At 73.3% G+C, this 12,868-nt stretch carries 11 protein-coding genes; 4 read left to right on the top strand and 7 right to left on the bottom strand.

Annotation, left to right across the window (positions count from 1 at the left end):
* Positions 1-54 precede the first annotated feature (54 nt).
* Positions 55-1,257 carry a teichoic acid biosynthesis protein C gene (locus tag OG521_23795; GenBank protein ID WUW23632.1) on the top strand — a complete coding sequence of 401 codons (1,203 nt, stop codon included), beginning with the start codon at positions 55-57 and terminating at the stop codon, positions 1,255-1,257.
* A 51-nt stretch (positions 1,258-1,308) separates the two neighbouring features.
* Here OG521_23795 and OG521_23790 read toward each other — a convergent pair whose 3' ends face one another.
* From OG521_23790 to OG521_23780, 3 genes are all read right to left on the bottom strand, one after another.
* Positions 1,309-2,841: a protein kinase gene (locus OG521_23790; GenBank protein WUW23631.1), complete on the bottom strand. Its 1,533-nt coding sequence runs from the start codon at positions 2,839-2,841 to the stop codon at positions 1,309-1,311.
* Positions 2,838-3,452 carry a hypothetical protein gene (locus OG521_23785; GenBank protein WUW23630.1) on the bottom strand — a complete coding sequence of 205 codons (615 nt, stop codon included), beginning with the start codon at positions 3,450-3,452 and terminating at the stop codon, positions 2,838-2,840. The genes OG521_23790 and OG521_23785 overlap by 4 nt, the downstream gene beginning before the upstream one ends.
* A gap of 121 nt (positions 3,453-3,573) precedes the next feature.
* Entirely contained in the window at positions 3,574-5,739 is a 2,166-nt protein-coding gene (locus tag OG521_23780) for an N-6 DNA methylase (protein ID WUW23629.1), read from the bottom strand.
* A gap of 246 nt (positions 5,740-5,985) precedes the next feature.
* Between OG521_23780 and OG521_23775 the strand changes: the two genes are divergently transcribed.
* Positions 5,986-6,858 carry a DUF4352 domain-containing protein gene (locus OG521_23775; GenBank protein WUW23628.1) on the top strand — a complete coding sequence of 291 codons (873 nt, stop codon included), beginning with the start codon at positions 5,986-5,988 and terminating at the stop codon, positions 6,856-6,858.
* A gap of 88 nt (positions 6,859-6,946) precedes the next feature.
* Here OG521_23775 and OG521_23770 read toward each other — a convergent pair whose 3' ends face one another.
* Together OG521_23770 and OG521_23765 are read right to left on the bottom strand one after the other, a co-directional pair.
* A complete protein-coding gene (locus tag OG521_23770; protein WUW23627.1) occupies positions 6,947-7,705 on the bottom strand; it encodes an HNH endonuclease family protein in 759 nt (252 codons plus the stop codon).
* Positions 7,706-7,836: 131 nt separating this feature from the next.
* On the bottom strand, positions 7,837-8,703 hold the full coding sequence (locus OG521_23765; GenBank protein ID WUW23626.1) for a hypothetical protein: 867 nt from the start codon (positions 8,701-8,703) through the stop codon (positions 7,837-7,839).
* Between the two features lie 115 nt (positions 8,704-8,818).
* Between OG521_23765 and OG521_23760 the strand changes: the two genes are divergently transcribed.
* Both OG521_23760 and OG521_23755 read left to right on the top strand, forming a co-directional pair.
* Positions 8,819-9,394 carry a TetR/AcrR family transcriptional regulator gene (locus OG521_23760; protein WUW23625.1) on the top strand — a complete coding sequence of 192 codons (576 nt, stop codon included), beginning with the start codon at positions 8,819-8,821 and terminating at the stop codon, positions 9,392-9,394.
* A gap of 99 nt (positions 9,395-9,493) precedes the next feature.
* Positions 9,494-10,795, top strand: a complete 1,302-nt coding sequence (locus OG521_23755; GenBank protein WUW23624.1) for an SGNH/GDSL hydrolase family protein — start codon at positions 9,494-9,496, stop codon at positions 10,793-10,795.
* Between the two features lie 57 nt (positions 10,796-10,852).
* On the opposite strand, the gene OG521_23750 is transcribed toward OG521_23755, so the two are convergent.
* Positions 10,853-12,184, bottom strand: a complete 1,332-nt coding sequence (locus tag OG521_23750; protein ID WUW23623.1) for an MFS transporter — start codon at positions 12,182-12,184, stop codon at positions 10,853-10,855.
* A complete protein-coding gene (locus OG521_23745; protein ID WUW23622.1) occupies positions 12,181-12,831 on the bottom strand; it encodes a helix-turn-helix domain-containing protein in 651 nt (216 codons plus the stop codon). Before OG521_23745 ends, OG521_23750 begins: the two co-directional genes overlap by 4 nt.
* Positions 12,832-12,868: the final 37 nt, after the last annotated feature.

Below are 12,868 nucleotides of genomic sequence, written 5' to 3'. Positions count from 1 at the left end.
CGGGCGATGGGGCGGGGTTGATCGCGGCCTGGCCTGCCGATTGGATGAGGCCCCATGACCCACGACAGACTCTCGCGCCCCAGCCGCCGTTCCCTGCTCGCGTGGAGCGGCGCCGGTGCGCTGACGGCGGCAGGCGTGTCCGCAGGCACCGGGACGGCTTCCGCCGCCGTCCACCCCACGCCGGGTTCGGCGCTTCTGGTGCCCTCGCCGCGGCTCGATCTGAACAGTGCTTCGGACAACTGGATACGTCAGAAGCCGACCCGTGACACGACGATCATCCAGTCCTTCGGCTACGACAACGCCAACGGTCACATCTACCTGGCCCAGGTGACGCAGAGCGGCCTGAAGCTCCCGGGCGAACCGGCCCCGGTGAGCAGTGCCGACCGCAACCGGCACGGCGACCTGACGATCACCAAGTGGGACATGTCCGGCAACACCCTGGGCTACATGTATCTGCGCGGCTTCGGGCACGGCATGAGCATCGGGGTCGAGCCGGTCGGCTCCAAGGCCTATCTGTGGACGGAGACCGACGGGCAGGAAGTGCAGGACCCGGTGCACCCGTCGGACCCGACGAAGGTGACCAGCCGCGGCCGGCGGCTGGCCCGTTTCCCGTTCGTCGACGCGCAGGTGCTCGACTACGGATCGGCCGGGCTCACCACGTATCAGCCGGTCCCGGGCACCTCGACGTACACCGCGTCCGTCGACCCGGTCTACGGCCGGCTCGCCATCCGCTTCCGGGACACTGACGGGGCGATGGTCTTCCAGGTCCACGACCTGGACCTGGCCCGCCTCGGCATCTGGAGCCAGCCGCTGGCGAACGTCCGGGAACCGGACATCACGGCGGTGCCCGGCTGGCCGCTCACCACCTACGGCCGGCCGTTCCTCCAGGGGTACGCGGTCGTGGGCCGGTATCTCTACCTGCTGCACGGCAACAGCTACGGCTCCACGCAGAACATCGGCGGCCAGGACCTGGTGGTCTCGCCGCCCGGTGTCGGCAACACGTTCATCACCTCGGTGAACCTCGCCACCGGCGCCCTCGACCCGGCTCCGCCGTCGCCCTTCAAGGAGACCGTCAACCCCGCTCACACGGCGGCCGCGTACTCGCTGGACTACCGGGAGCCGGAGGGCCTGGGCGTCCTCGTCCCGGACCCGGACCGGCCCGGCGACTTCCGCATCGGCATGGGCTTCGCCTCGGGCGTGGCGGGCGCGCGGGTGGCGACGGTCTACGGCAAGGCGGGGCTCGTTCAGCCGTCGTGAGCCGGTGGCGGCGGGACCGGGAGGACCGTCACCGCGGCGTTGTCCCGGTTCTCAGCCGCCCCTGACCTTCAGCCTGCGCTCCAGCTGGCCGCGCAGCTCGACGGGCAGGGGGTGGTGCGGGCCGTACATGCGCTCGGTGTCGTACAGCAGTGCGCGGAGCTGGCCGAGGGCTCCGGCGTGGTCGCCGAGTGCCATCAGCAGGTGGCTGATGCGGTGGCGGATCTCGTAGGAGCGTGCCGGATCGTTGTTCGTCGCGTACTGGTTCTCGTAGTACGGGAGGACGGCCCGGTACTCGGCGAGTGCGGCGGCGGGTTCGCCGAGCTGTTCCAGGCACTGTGCGGCGTCGTAGCGGTACTGGAGGGTCTGCGGGTCGGCCGGTCCGGTCTCCGCGGCACGGTCGTCGGCCAGCCGGCGCAGTTCGGGCAGGGCGCGGCGGTACTGGCCGTCGTCCATCAGCGTCGCGGCGTACTGCTTGCGCAGGATGCGGACGACCGGGGAGCCCTCGCCGTGCTGTTCGGCGGCGGCCGGGAGGATGCCGCCGAGCATGTCGACGGCCTGGGTGATCCGGCCCTCGCCCAGCAGCCTCTTCACCTCGTCGACGGCGGCCGCGACGTCCGGCCGGGCGGGCATCGGCGCGGGCTGGGCGGGGGGCGGGGTCGTGGCCCGGTCGGGCCACGGGGCGTGCGGGCGCAGGAAGGGGCGGGTCGGGTCGAGGGGGCCCGAGGGCAGGCCGGAGTTGCGGGTGGGCAGCAGCGGGGCGAGGTGTTCGTACACCTCCTGGGCGCTGGAGGGGCGGTGCTGCGGGTCCTTGGCGAGCAGCCGCAGGACGAGTGCTTCGAGGGGTTCGGGGATGTCGGGGCGGATCTGCCGGACGGGCACCGGTGGTTCGTAGAGGTGGCGGTGCAGGACGCCGAGGGCGGTGGAGCCGGCGAACGGCACGTCGCCGCTGAGGAGTTCGTGCAGGAGGACGCCGAGGGCGTACAGGTCGGTGTACGGGCCGACGGCGCCGCCCATGGCCTGTTCGGGGGCCATGTAGGCCGGGGAGCCGATCGGTGAGCCGGTGTGGGTGAGGCGGGTGGTGTCGGTGTCCAGGACGGAGGCGACACCGAGGTCGAGGACGACGACCGTGCCGTCCGGGCGCACCATCAGGTTGCGGGGCTTGAGGTCGCGGTGGACGATCGGCACGGCGTGCACGGCGCTCAGGACGGCGCAGAGCTGGGCGGCGACGGAGACGGACCACTGCCACGGGTACGGGTCGTGTTCGGCGAGGTGGTCGCCTAGGTCGGCGCCCTCGACGTACTGCATGACGAGGAACAGTTCGTCGCCGTCGCTGCCCGCGTCGTGGACGGTGACGAGGCCGGGGTGGTCGACCTGGGCGGTGACCCGGCACTCGCGGACGAAGCGGCGGCGCAGCTCGCCCGCGGCGTCACTGCCGATGGGGCCGGTGACCCGGTCGGGGCGCAGCAGCTTGACCGCGACGCGGCGGTCCAGGCGCTGGTCGTAGGCCGTCCAGACCTGGCCCATGCCGCCCTGGCCGAGGATCGTCGCCAGTTCGTACCGCCCGCCGACGAGGCGACCGCTCACCGGCCCTCCTCCTTGCGGAGGTAGTCGCTCAGTTCGTCGAGCTCGGCGCGGACCTGGTCGAGGCGCTGGGGCTGGGGTGCGGTGTGCGGCTGCCGGTCCGGGGGCGGTGTGGGGTTCGGCCCGGGGTACGGGTGCGGCGGGTAGGGCTGCGGCGCCGGGGCCGGGCCGGGCGTCTGGATCGGCACGGTGGGGGCGTATCCGTAACCGGGGACCGGCGGCACGGGTCCGCCGGGCATGCCGGGCCCGCCCATGGTGTGCTGCCGGGTCAGTTCCGCGTAGTGGCGGATGTCGGCGACCAGGTAGTGCGTGGGGGCCGCCACCATCGCCAGCAGCAGCAGCGGGATGAGGACGTAGTCGACGCCGTGGGCGTCGGTGTCACTGCCGTCCCTGCCGATGACCGGCAGCAGGACGCAGATGAGCACGAACCCGGCCCCGGTCAGCCACCAGTCGGACGTCCTGCGCCGCACGATCGCCAGACGCAGCAGCGGAGCCCACAGGAGCAGGCCGCAGGAGAACACCGAGAGCACGGTGAACAGCACGCGCATCGACACGATCCAGGCCCTCGTGGGGATCCTGCGCGGCGCCGTCGGCGGATAGCCCGGGGCGTTCATGGCTGCTCCTGGATACCTGGTCGGGGGGCGTCCGCGCGCACATGGGCGTACGCGCTGGACCGAGCGTAAAGGGCGACACCGACAAGGGCCCCCGGGTTGTACGGAACTGTTGTGGTTCCGCTCACTCCGGCGTGACCGTACCGTCCGTCAGCCCGTCGTACATCCCCTGGACGAGCCGGCCGCCGAGGCGTCCGGTGAGGCGCAGCGCGTCCTCGAACGCGGCCAGGGCGCGGAAGCGTTCGCCGTACCGCTGCTGCTCGGCCAGTGGCAGCCGGGGCAGTTGGAGGCGGCGGGCGTCGAGCCGGGTGGCGGTGGAGGCGTGGCTGCTGGCCTGGCGGTTGTTGGCGGTGCCGCGCAGGAACCCGGCGAGGAACCAGGGGTCGAGCGCGGCCGGATCGGGGCGCAGCAGCTGGAGGTTGCGGCCGAGCGCGGCTCCCGCGGTGGCGTCGTCGATGACACGGGCGACGGAGCCGCCGCCGAGCACGGGGACGACGACGTCGCCCGGTTCGACGAGCACCGGCTCCTCGTGCGGCCCGGCGGCGGGCAGGTTCCCCGACGGGGCGGCGGCGCCGAGGACGTCGTGCTCGGTGAGCACGGGGCCCGTGCCGGTGCCGGTGCCGCCGGTGCGGAGCAGGAGGGCGCCGGCCCTGGCGAGTTCGCCGACGGTGGTGAGCGGCCAGTGGGCGGGGGCGGAGACGTCCACGGGCGGCGGGATGAGGCCGCCTGCGAGCTCCAGGGTCTGCGTCAGCCGTTCCCGTACGCGGATCAGCTCGGCCGATCCGCCCGCGGCGGCCGGGGACGGCAGGTGGCGGGCGGGGGCCAGATCGACGTCGTCGTCGAGGAGTTCGATGACGGGCACGACGCGGCTGACGCCGGGCCGGGCGTCCGTGCCCGTACCCGCGCCTGCGCCCGTTCCGGTACCCGCGGCCGTGTCCTTGGACGTACGCGTATTCGTGCCCGTTCCGCCGTCCGCGCGGCCCTGATCGCTCTCGTCGCCGAACCGTTGCCAGGCGTCGAGCACCGCGGCGTGCAGGGCCGGCCAGTCGAGGCGGTCGCGGCCGCTCCGGTCGGAGGCGGGTTCGGCGGGCTCGGCGGTGTCGACCAGGAGCAGTTCGGGCGAGGGATGCGGTGCGGTGCCCGGCTTGCGCAGGACCCAGAGGTGGAGGGGGATGCCGTACGGGGGCGCGGCGCCCGCCGGGAGCGCGATGACGGCCCGCAGGGCGCCGCGGCGCAGCAGGTCGGCGCGGATACGGCGGCCTGAGCGGCGGGACGCGGCGGCGGGCGGCATCAGCAGGACGGCGGTGCCGCCCTCGCGCAGCCGGGCCAGCGCGTGCTGCACCCAGGCGAGTTCGGACTCGGTGCGGGCGGGGAAGCCGTACTCCCAGCGCGGGTCGTAGGCGAGCTCGTCGTGGCCCCAGTTGCGCTCGTTGAACGGCGGGTGGCAGAGCACCGCGTCGACGGTGAGGCCGGGGAAGGCGTCGGCGCGCAGGGTGTCGCCGGTCCGGGCCGCGAGGGTGCACTCGGCGGGGTCGGTGTGCAGGGCGAGGCGGAGGGCGGTGAGAGCGGCGAGGTCCGGGTCGCTCTCCTGCGCGTACAGCGCGGCGGGGCGGGTGACCGCGCCGAGCAGCGCTCCGGTGCCGGACGCCGGGTCGAGGACCGTGCGCGGGGAGCGGCCGGCGGTGCCCGCCAGTGCGGCCATCAGCCCGGCGAGGCCGGGCGGGGTGAGGGTGTACTGGCGGGGGTTGGCGTCGAACTGACGGCCGAGCAGGAACTCGAAGGTCTCCCGCACCCCGGCCTCGGCTGCGAGTTCGGCGGCGCCGCGCAGCAGGGGGACGGACGGCAGGAGTTCGGAGCGGTCGGGGCTGTGAACCGCGCGCCCGGTCCCGTCGGCCGGTCCGAACCGGGCGGTGAGCACCTCGTTCAGCGCGAGGGAGAGCACGCCCGCCATCCGCTCGTCGGACACCCCCGTGATCTCCCGCCAGGCGGAGGGCCGCTCCCGCACGAGGAGCAGCGCGCATCCGACGTGGAACAGTGCGGGGACGGCGCCTGCGGGGTGTCCGGCCAGCTGCTGCCAGACGCGCTCGCGGAGGGGGACCTCGGCGAGCTTCCCCTGGTCGCGCAGCCACTGCTCGACTTCGGGCAGGGCGAAGGACGGGCTTGTCTCGGTACCGCCGACGGGCTTGGGGAAGTCGGCGTGCCGGCGGCGCCAGTTGCTGACGGCGGCGCGCCCCACCCCGGCCAGCCGGGCGATCCCCGCGGCGGTCACCTCTGTCGCGTTCTCCGGCACTTGCTGTCTCCCTGGTGCTCGTACCGCTGCTGGCGCGTCCGTGTTCACTGCTGCGTCCGTGTTCACTGCTGTGCCGGCGAGCATACCGACCTGTTCACAGCACACGATTCACAGCGTGCACCACCCAATCAATCGTGAACAGTGTTGACTCGGTTCACAGGAGATGGTGTGATTGACCTGTCGCTGCAAGAGGCGACATGTGGAACCGCTCACCACTCCTCTCCGCACTTGCCGAAGGGCACAGCCATGTCCCAGTTCACGCAGCCGCCCCAGTCCCCTCAGCACCAGCCGCAGCACCCGTCGCAGCACCAGCCCCAGCAGCCGTACGCCCCCGCCCAGACGCCGGGACTGCGGCCCGCGCGCAACGGGCTCGGTGTCGCGGCCCTGATCCTGGGTCTCATCGGCGCGGTGTCCGGTCTGGTCCCGTTCCTCTTCTGGCTGGCGGGTGTCCTCGGCCTGATCGCGCTGATCCTGGGTCTGGTCGGCCGGGGGCGTGCCAAGCGGGGCGAGGCGACGAACAAGAGCATGGCCACGTTCGGCGCCGTGCTCGGCCTGATCGCGCTGATCCTCTCGGTGGTCGGCGCCGTGATCACGTTCAAGGCGGTCGACGACGCGGTGAGCGACCTCAACAAGGCGGTGTCGGACACGACGGCCTCCGCGAAGCCGAAGGCGGGCGGGGACGGAAGCACCGGCAAGAACGCCGGCAAGAACAACGAGAAGGCCACCGACAAGGCCCTGGAGGCCGGGGACTCGGCGGTCTACGACGACGACCTCACGATCACGGTCGGCGAAGCGAGTGCGTACACCCCCGACCCGTACGCCGCCGGGCACACCAAGGGCAACAAGGCCTACCGCGTCGCCGTCGTCATCGAGAACGCGGGCAAGGCCAAGTTCGACGCCGCGCTCGTCACCGTCGGCGCCCGGGCCGGCAAGGACGGTGTCGACGCCGAGCAGATCTTCGACGGCAAGGTCGGCGAGGGCTTCAGCGGCACGGTCCTGCCGGGCAGGAAGGTCACCGTCCTCTACGCCTTCGACGCCCCCGCGGGCGCCAAGGACCTGACCGTCGAGGTCGGCCCCGGCTTCACGTACGACGCGACACTGTGGGACCTGAAGCTCTGACCCGCGCGCAAGCGGCCGCGGAAGTGACCCGCCGACGCGAAGGGGACCCGCCTGGAGGCGGGTCCCCTTCGCGCGTCCGGTCCGCCGGTCAGCCGCCGCACAGCTCCAGCATGACCTTCTTGTCCGCGGTGGTGACCGGGAGTTCGTACTTCAGCGAGACCTGCGCGAACCGCAGCGCGTACGAGCAGCGCACCGGCTTGTACGGCGGCAGCCAGGACGCGGGACCCGAGTCGCGCTTGGCGTTGTTGGCCGGGCCGTCGACCGGGATGAGGTTGAGGGGGTCGTTCGCGATCTGCTGCCGCTTGGCCTCGTTCCAGCGGGCCGCGCCCATCTGCCAGTCGTACGACAGCGGCATGACGTGGTCGATCTGGACCTTGGTGGCCTGCTGCTTGCGCCACTCGATGGTCTCGCCGGTGTAGGGGTCCTTGAGCGTCATGGAGACGACCACGCAGTCCGACCCGGAGCGCAGTGCGACGTCCTTGCCGTCGCGGGCCAGCAGGTCGTTGCGGGTGTCGCAGCCGTTGTGCGAGAGCGGGACGCTGTCGACGGAGTCCTTCCACGCGTAGCCGAACTTGTCCCGTTCGTAGCCGGTCTTGGGGCCGCGGCCCTTGGTCGCCACCTTCTCGATGACCTTCCGGGCCGCCGCCCGGTCCGCATCGGACGTGAGGGGCGCCAGGCCCGGCTTCGTACCGTCGGCGTTGTCCAGCGGGCTGGCGCCGAAACCGGTGGCGGACTGGCCGCCGCCGTTCGAACTGCCGCCGGAGCGGTCCGTACCGGAGGTCACCTGTTCGGGGTCGCAGCCGGTCAGGGCCAGTACGGCCACCACGCCCAGCGCGGGCACGATCATTCGACAATCGCGGGGAGATATCACTCGAAGCCGTCCTGACGGGGAGAAAGCCGAACCAACCCGGGAATCCTACGGACGTGTTCCCCGTCAGGACGCGTTCATGGCCCGCCTTCACCCCGATGCGGCTCGAATCACACCTTCCCGATGCCCAGCGTCGTCTCCGACGGCAGCAGCCCGGAGCCGATCGCCGCCACCCACAACGGGCCGAGCAGTTCCACGAGCCGCTCCCGCTCCGCGTCGCCGAGCACCCGCCACGGGGCGGCCGCCGCCTCGTCGGTCCCGCGCTCGACCTCGGCGCGCAGCGCCCGGCCCGCGTCCGTCGCCGTACCGTCGTCCGCCAACAGCCCGCGCTTCAGCAGCCGTTCGCGGGCGTTCGACCATTCCTCGTCGCCCCATCCCCGGCTCGCGAACACCTCAGGGCGCGCCGCGCCGACGGCGGCGAACGAGACCAGCGCCTCGACCGGGTCGAGCTCCGCGCGGGCGAGCGCCGCGAGATGGCCGTCGCCCCGGTGTTCCCGCAGGACGGTCGCCGCCTGCCAGAGCGCGAGGTGCGGCGCGTCCGGCCAGGGCAGTGCGGCGTTGGCCGCGGCGAGCCGACGGCCCGTCGTGTCGGCCGCCTCCGCGACGCGCCGCAGGAGCGCGGCCGCCTCGGCCGTCCCCGGAGCGGCGACCGCCTCCCCCAGCACGGTCCGGTACGCCCGGTCGACCGCTCGCGTCCGGGCGGCCAGGACCGCCCCCGGCGAGGCGACGGCCCAGCCGGCGGGGACGTACGCACCCACCATCCGCGGGCTGAAGCTGTAGAACGTCTCCGCGACCCGGTCGGCCCCGGCCTCCCCGAGCGGCGCCGCCCGCCAGGCGAAGTAGCTCGGCCACCGCTCGCCGACCTCGTATCCGAGCGCCGCCGCCTCCTCGAAGGCCTCCGGCGCGTAGTAGAGAACAGCGTGCAGGGGCTCCAGCAGGTGCCACATCTGCCGTACGCGACCCAGCTCTTCGGACATGTCTCCGCCTTCCGCAGCGCCTCTATCTAGTCACTGACTAGATATCCCTCGGCCGCCAGAGTGCACCCCACCCCGCGAACTTGTCAATGACTAGATTCTGCGTAGGGTGCTGTTCATGAGCAGCGACCGCACCTACCACCACGGCGATCTGCGGCGGGCCGTCCTCTCCGCCGCGCTCGACGTCATCCGCACCGAGGGCCCCGCCGCGCTCAGCCTGCGCGATCTGGCCCGCCGGGCCGGCGTCTCCCACGCCGCGCCCGCCCACCACTTCAAGGACCGCACGGGTCTGCTCACCGCCATCGCCACCGAGGGCTACGGGCTCTTCGCCGACGCTCTCGCCGACGCGCCGGACCTGCGGGAGCGGGGCGTGCGGTACGTACGGTTCGCCACCGAGCACCCCGCCCACTTCCAGGTGATGTTCCAGCCGGACCTGTACCGCGCCGACGACCCGGAGCTGCTCGCAGCGAAGGACCGGGCGTCGGGGGAACTGCGCGCGGGAGTCGCCCGGCTCCCCGACGCCGGACGCGGCGACGACCCCCGGCTCGCGGGCGTGGCCGCCTGGTCCCTGGCCCACGGCTTCGCCGGTCTGCTGCTCAGCGGCAACCTCAACGAGGCGGTGGGGGGCCGGGATCCGGAGGAGGTGTTCCGGGCCCTCGCCGCGCTGATCTTCACAGCGACCGGGCCCAACTGACGCCCACCCGGCGGGAATAGCCGGGGCATCCGCGTGATTGGCCATGTCGTGCGCACGTGATCCACGGAACAGGCATCCAGGACAACGAGGGTGGGAACCATGAGAACCACGAACGCGACCCGGCGTGCGGGTGTCGCACTGTTATCGGCACTGACACTGGTGGCGCTGCCGGTCGTCGGCGCAGACGTCACCGGCACGCCCGCGCACGCCGCCTCGGCCGGGCACGGCACCGCGCCCGGGACCGGCCACGGGGGCTGGCAGGGCGGCTGGGCGGCCTCGCCGCAGGCACCGACCGAGATCTTCACGCCGAACTGGTCGCGACAGGGCTTCGCGGACCAGACGGTCCGCCAGGTGATCCGGGTCAGCACCGGCGGCACCCGGGCCCGTGTCGAACTGTCCAACCGCTACGGCACCGGCCCGCTGCGGATCACCGGAGCGACGGTGGCCCGCACGGACGCCGGGGCGTCGGTCGAGAAGGGTTCGGTGCGGCAGCTGTCCTTCGGCGGCAGCCGCTCGACGACCGTCCCGGCGGGCGCCGACGCGACCAGTGACGCGCTGGCGTACCGGACCGGGGCCCTGGAGTCGCTGACCGTCACGCTGTATCTCGCCGCGCCGACCGGTCCCGCCACCTTCCACATGATGTCGTCGGCCACGAGCTACCGGGCCCGGGGCGATCACCGGGCCGACCGCGGCGGCGCCGCGTTCACGGAGACCAGCGAGTCCTGGTACTACCTCACCGGCGTCGAGGTCGGCGGCGGCGCCCCGCGCCGGAACGGGGTGGTGGCCTTCGGCGACTCCATCACCGACGGCGTCGGATCCACCCCGGACACCGACAGCCGCTATCCCGACGAACTGGCGGAGCGCTTCGCGGCCACCGGGCATCCGCGCAGCGTCCTCAACCACGGGATCGGCGGCAACCAGGTCACCAACGACACGGACTGGGCCGGGGAGAAGGGCGTGACCCGGTTCGCGAAGGACGTGCTCGACGAGCCGGGCGTGGGCACGGTCATCGTGCTGGAAGGCATCAACGACATCGGGGCGAGCGGCGCGGGCGGCGTCGGCACCCCCACCCCGGAGGTGTCCGTCGCTCAACTGATCGCCGGGCACCGGTCGTTGATCCGTCAGGCCCACGCACGGGGCATCAAGGCGGTAGGTGCGACGCTGACACCCATCAAGGGCTCGTTCTACGACAGCGCCGTCAACGAGGCGAAGCGCGACGCGGTCAACGACTGGATCCGCACCTCCGGCGCGTACGACGCGGTGGTCGACCTGGACCGTGCGGTGGCCGACCCGGGCGACCCGGACAGCATCGCCCCGGCCTACGACTCGGGCGACCGTCTGCACCCGAACGACGCGGGCTACCGGGCGATGGCCCGGGCGCTGGATCTGCGCATTCTCTGATCCGCGCGGGTGCCCCGGACAGCGGCCCGCGGCCGCCCGTCCGGGGCACCCGTCCGCTCATCCGCGTACCGGCCGCTTGCCGTCGTCCGCATCCTCCGCGCCTCCCGCCCTGTCCGCGGTGCCGGCCGGGGCCAGGGAGCGGATGCGGGGCACCGGTGACGGCAGGAGCCACAGCACGGACAGCGCTCCGCCGACCGCGGCGATGAGCAGGGTCCCGCGCAGTCCGAGGAACGTGGCGAGCAGGCCTCCGACGACGGCGCCGGCGGGCCGCATCCCGTAGTTGACCGTGCTGTACGCGCCCGCGACGCGGCTGCGCATGCCGTCCGGGATGACCGACGCCTGGAGCGAGTTGAGGTTGACGTCGAACAGCATGACGCCGAAGCCGGAGAGGAACTCGGCCGCGGCCAGCGCCCCGGCGCGGAGCCAGAGCGGACCGCCCGCGGCGGCGGCGAGCGCGATCGGGGCGGGGAACAGCACGGCGCCCGCCACGATGCTCCGCCCGACACCGAGCCGCCGCGAGAGCGCGGGTGCGCACACCGCGCCGAGCAGGGCGCCGGTAGCACCGGCCCCCAGCGCGGCGCCGATCACCCCCGCGGACAGCCCGAGGCCCCGGCTGGCGAAGAGCACGATCAGCCCGCTGCCCGCGACGAAGGTGAAGAAGTTGACGGTGGCCGCGCAGCCGAGCGTGGCCCGCAGCACCGGGTGGCGTACGACGAAGACCAGGCCCTCCCGGGCACGTCGGGCCAGGGACGGCGCGGCCGGGTCGGCCGTGGCAGCCGTCGGTTCGTCGACCCCGACCCGGCCGATCAGGACCGCTGACACCAGGAAGGTCAGGGCGTCCACCACGACGGCCACCGGTGCGGTGAGGGCCTGGATCAGCGCGCCGCCGATCGCGGGGCCCGCCACCTGGGAGACCGAACGGCTGGCGCTGAGCTTGCTGTTCGCGTCCACGAAGGAGGCGCGCGGCACCAGGCGCACGAAGAACGGCGGATAGGCGGTGTTGAACAGCACTCCGGCGGCGCCCGTCAGGATCGCCACGGCGTACAGATGCGTGAGCGTCACCGTGCCCAGCGCGTAGGCCGCCGGCAGGCTCAGCAGCACGGCGGCGCGCACGAGGTCGGCGATGATCATCAGCCGACGCTTGCGGGGCCGCTGGTCGACCCAGGCTCCCAGCAGGATCGCGAGCAGGTTGGGCGTCCAGACCAGTGCGGTCAGCCAGGCGACTTGGTTGGCCGAGGCGTTCAGCGCGCCGACCGCGATCAGGGGCAGGGCCAGCTCGGTGATCCGGTCGCCGAACTGCGAGACCGAATGGCCCGCCCAGAAGCGGGAGAAGCGCCCGTCCCGCCACAGCGATGCGGCAGGGGGTATGTCGCCCTCCCGGCCGGTCACGAGGACCGCCCCGCCCGCTCCCGCTCCCCGCCCGGCTCCTCGTCCCGTCCGTCCCGCTGCCCCCCGTCGCCCTCCGGCAGGACGTAGCGCATCAGCCGGACGCCGCGGCTGCCGGCGGGGCGGTCGGCCGGGTCCCGGGTGACGTACGGCGCGAGGACGCGCTCGATCCCGTCCTCGATGGCCGCGAGTTCCTCGGCGGAGACCATGACGCGGGTGTGGGCCAGCCCGGCGGACCTGCGCCAGGCCGGGTCGAGCCCGGGTTCGACCTCGGCGGCCCAGTGGGCCGGGGCGTCCGCGTAGCGCAGGAACATCTGCCGCGAGAGCTCCCGCGCGGCCGTCCGGCCCTCCTCGTCCGCCGGGTCCCGCGGCTCCTCGAACCGGAAGCCGCGCGCCACCGCCTCCCACCGCCTGCGGCGGCGGTCCGGTCCGGGCTCGCTGTCCCGGACCAGGCCGAAGCCCGCCAGATGGCGCAGGTGCCAGCTGGTCACCGAGGGCGTCGCCCCCACGTCCGGGGCGAGCTCGGTCGCGGTCGCCGGCCCGTTCCGGCGCAGGTGGTCGAGGATCGCCAGCCGTACGGGATGCGCCAGGGCGCGCATCGCCTGCGGATCGGTGATCTCGATATCGCCCAGGCGATTACTGGAGTCCATGACGTGAGAGCATGCTCTCACAATTCGTGAGAGTCAA

This window comes from Streptomyces sp. NBC_01463, assembly GCA_036227345.1.
GTDB lineage: Bacteria > Actinomycetota > Actinomycetes > Streptomycetales > Streptomycetaceae > Streptomyces.
Note: the sequence above shows the minus strand (reverse complement) of the source record. Positions and strands in the feature narration are given on the sequence as shown.

Coding starts and splice junctions, on each gene's coding strand:
- OG521_23760 (WUW23625.1), top strand. CDS start 8,819: ATGAGCAGCGACCGCACCTACCACCACGGCGATCTGCGGCGGGCCGTC.
- OG521_23785 (WUW23630.1), bottom strand. CDS start 3,452: ATGAACGCCCCGGGCTATCCGCCGACGGCGCCGCGCAGGATCCCCACG.
- OG521_23795 (WUW23632.1), top strand. CDS start 55: ATGACCCACGACAGACTCTCGCGCCCCAGCCGCCGTTCCCTGCTCGCG.
- OG521_23765 (WUW23626.1), bottom strand. CDS start 8,703: ATGTCCGAAGAGCTGGGTCGCGTACGGCAGATGTGGCACCTGCTGGAG.
- OG521_23775 (WUW23628.1), top strand. CDS start 5,986: ATGTCCCAGTTCACGCAGCCGCCCCAGTCCCCTCAGCACCAGCCGCAG.
- OG521_23770 (WUW23627.1), bottom strand. CDS start 7,705: ATGATCGTGCCCGCGCTGGGCGTGGTGGCCGTACTGGCCCTGACCGGC.
- OG521_23745 (WUW23622.1), bottom strand. CDS start 12,831: ATGGACTCCAGTAATCGCCTGGGCGATATCGAGATCACCGATCCGCAG.
- OG521_23755 (WUW23624.1), top strand. CDS start 9,494: ATGAGAACCACGAACGCGACCCGGCGTGCGGGTGTCGCACTGTTATCG.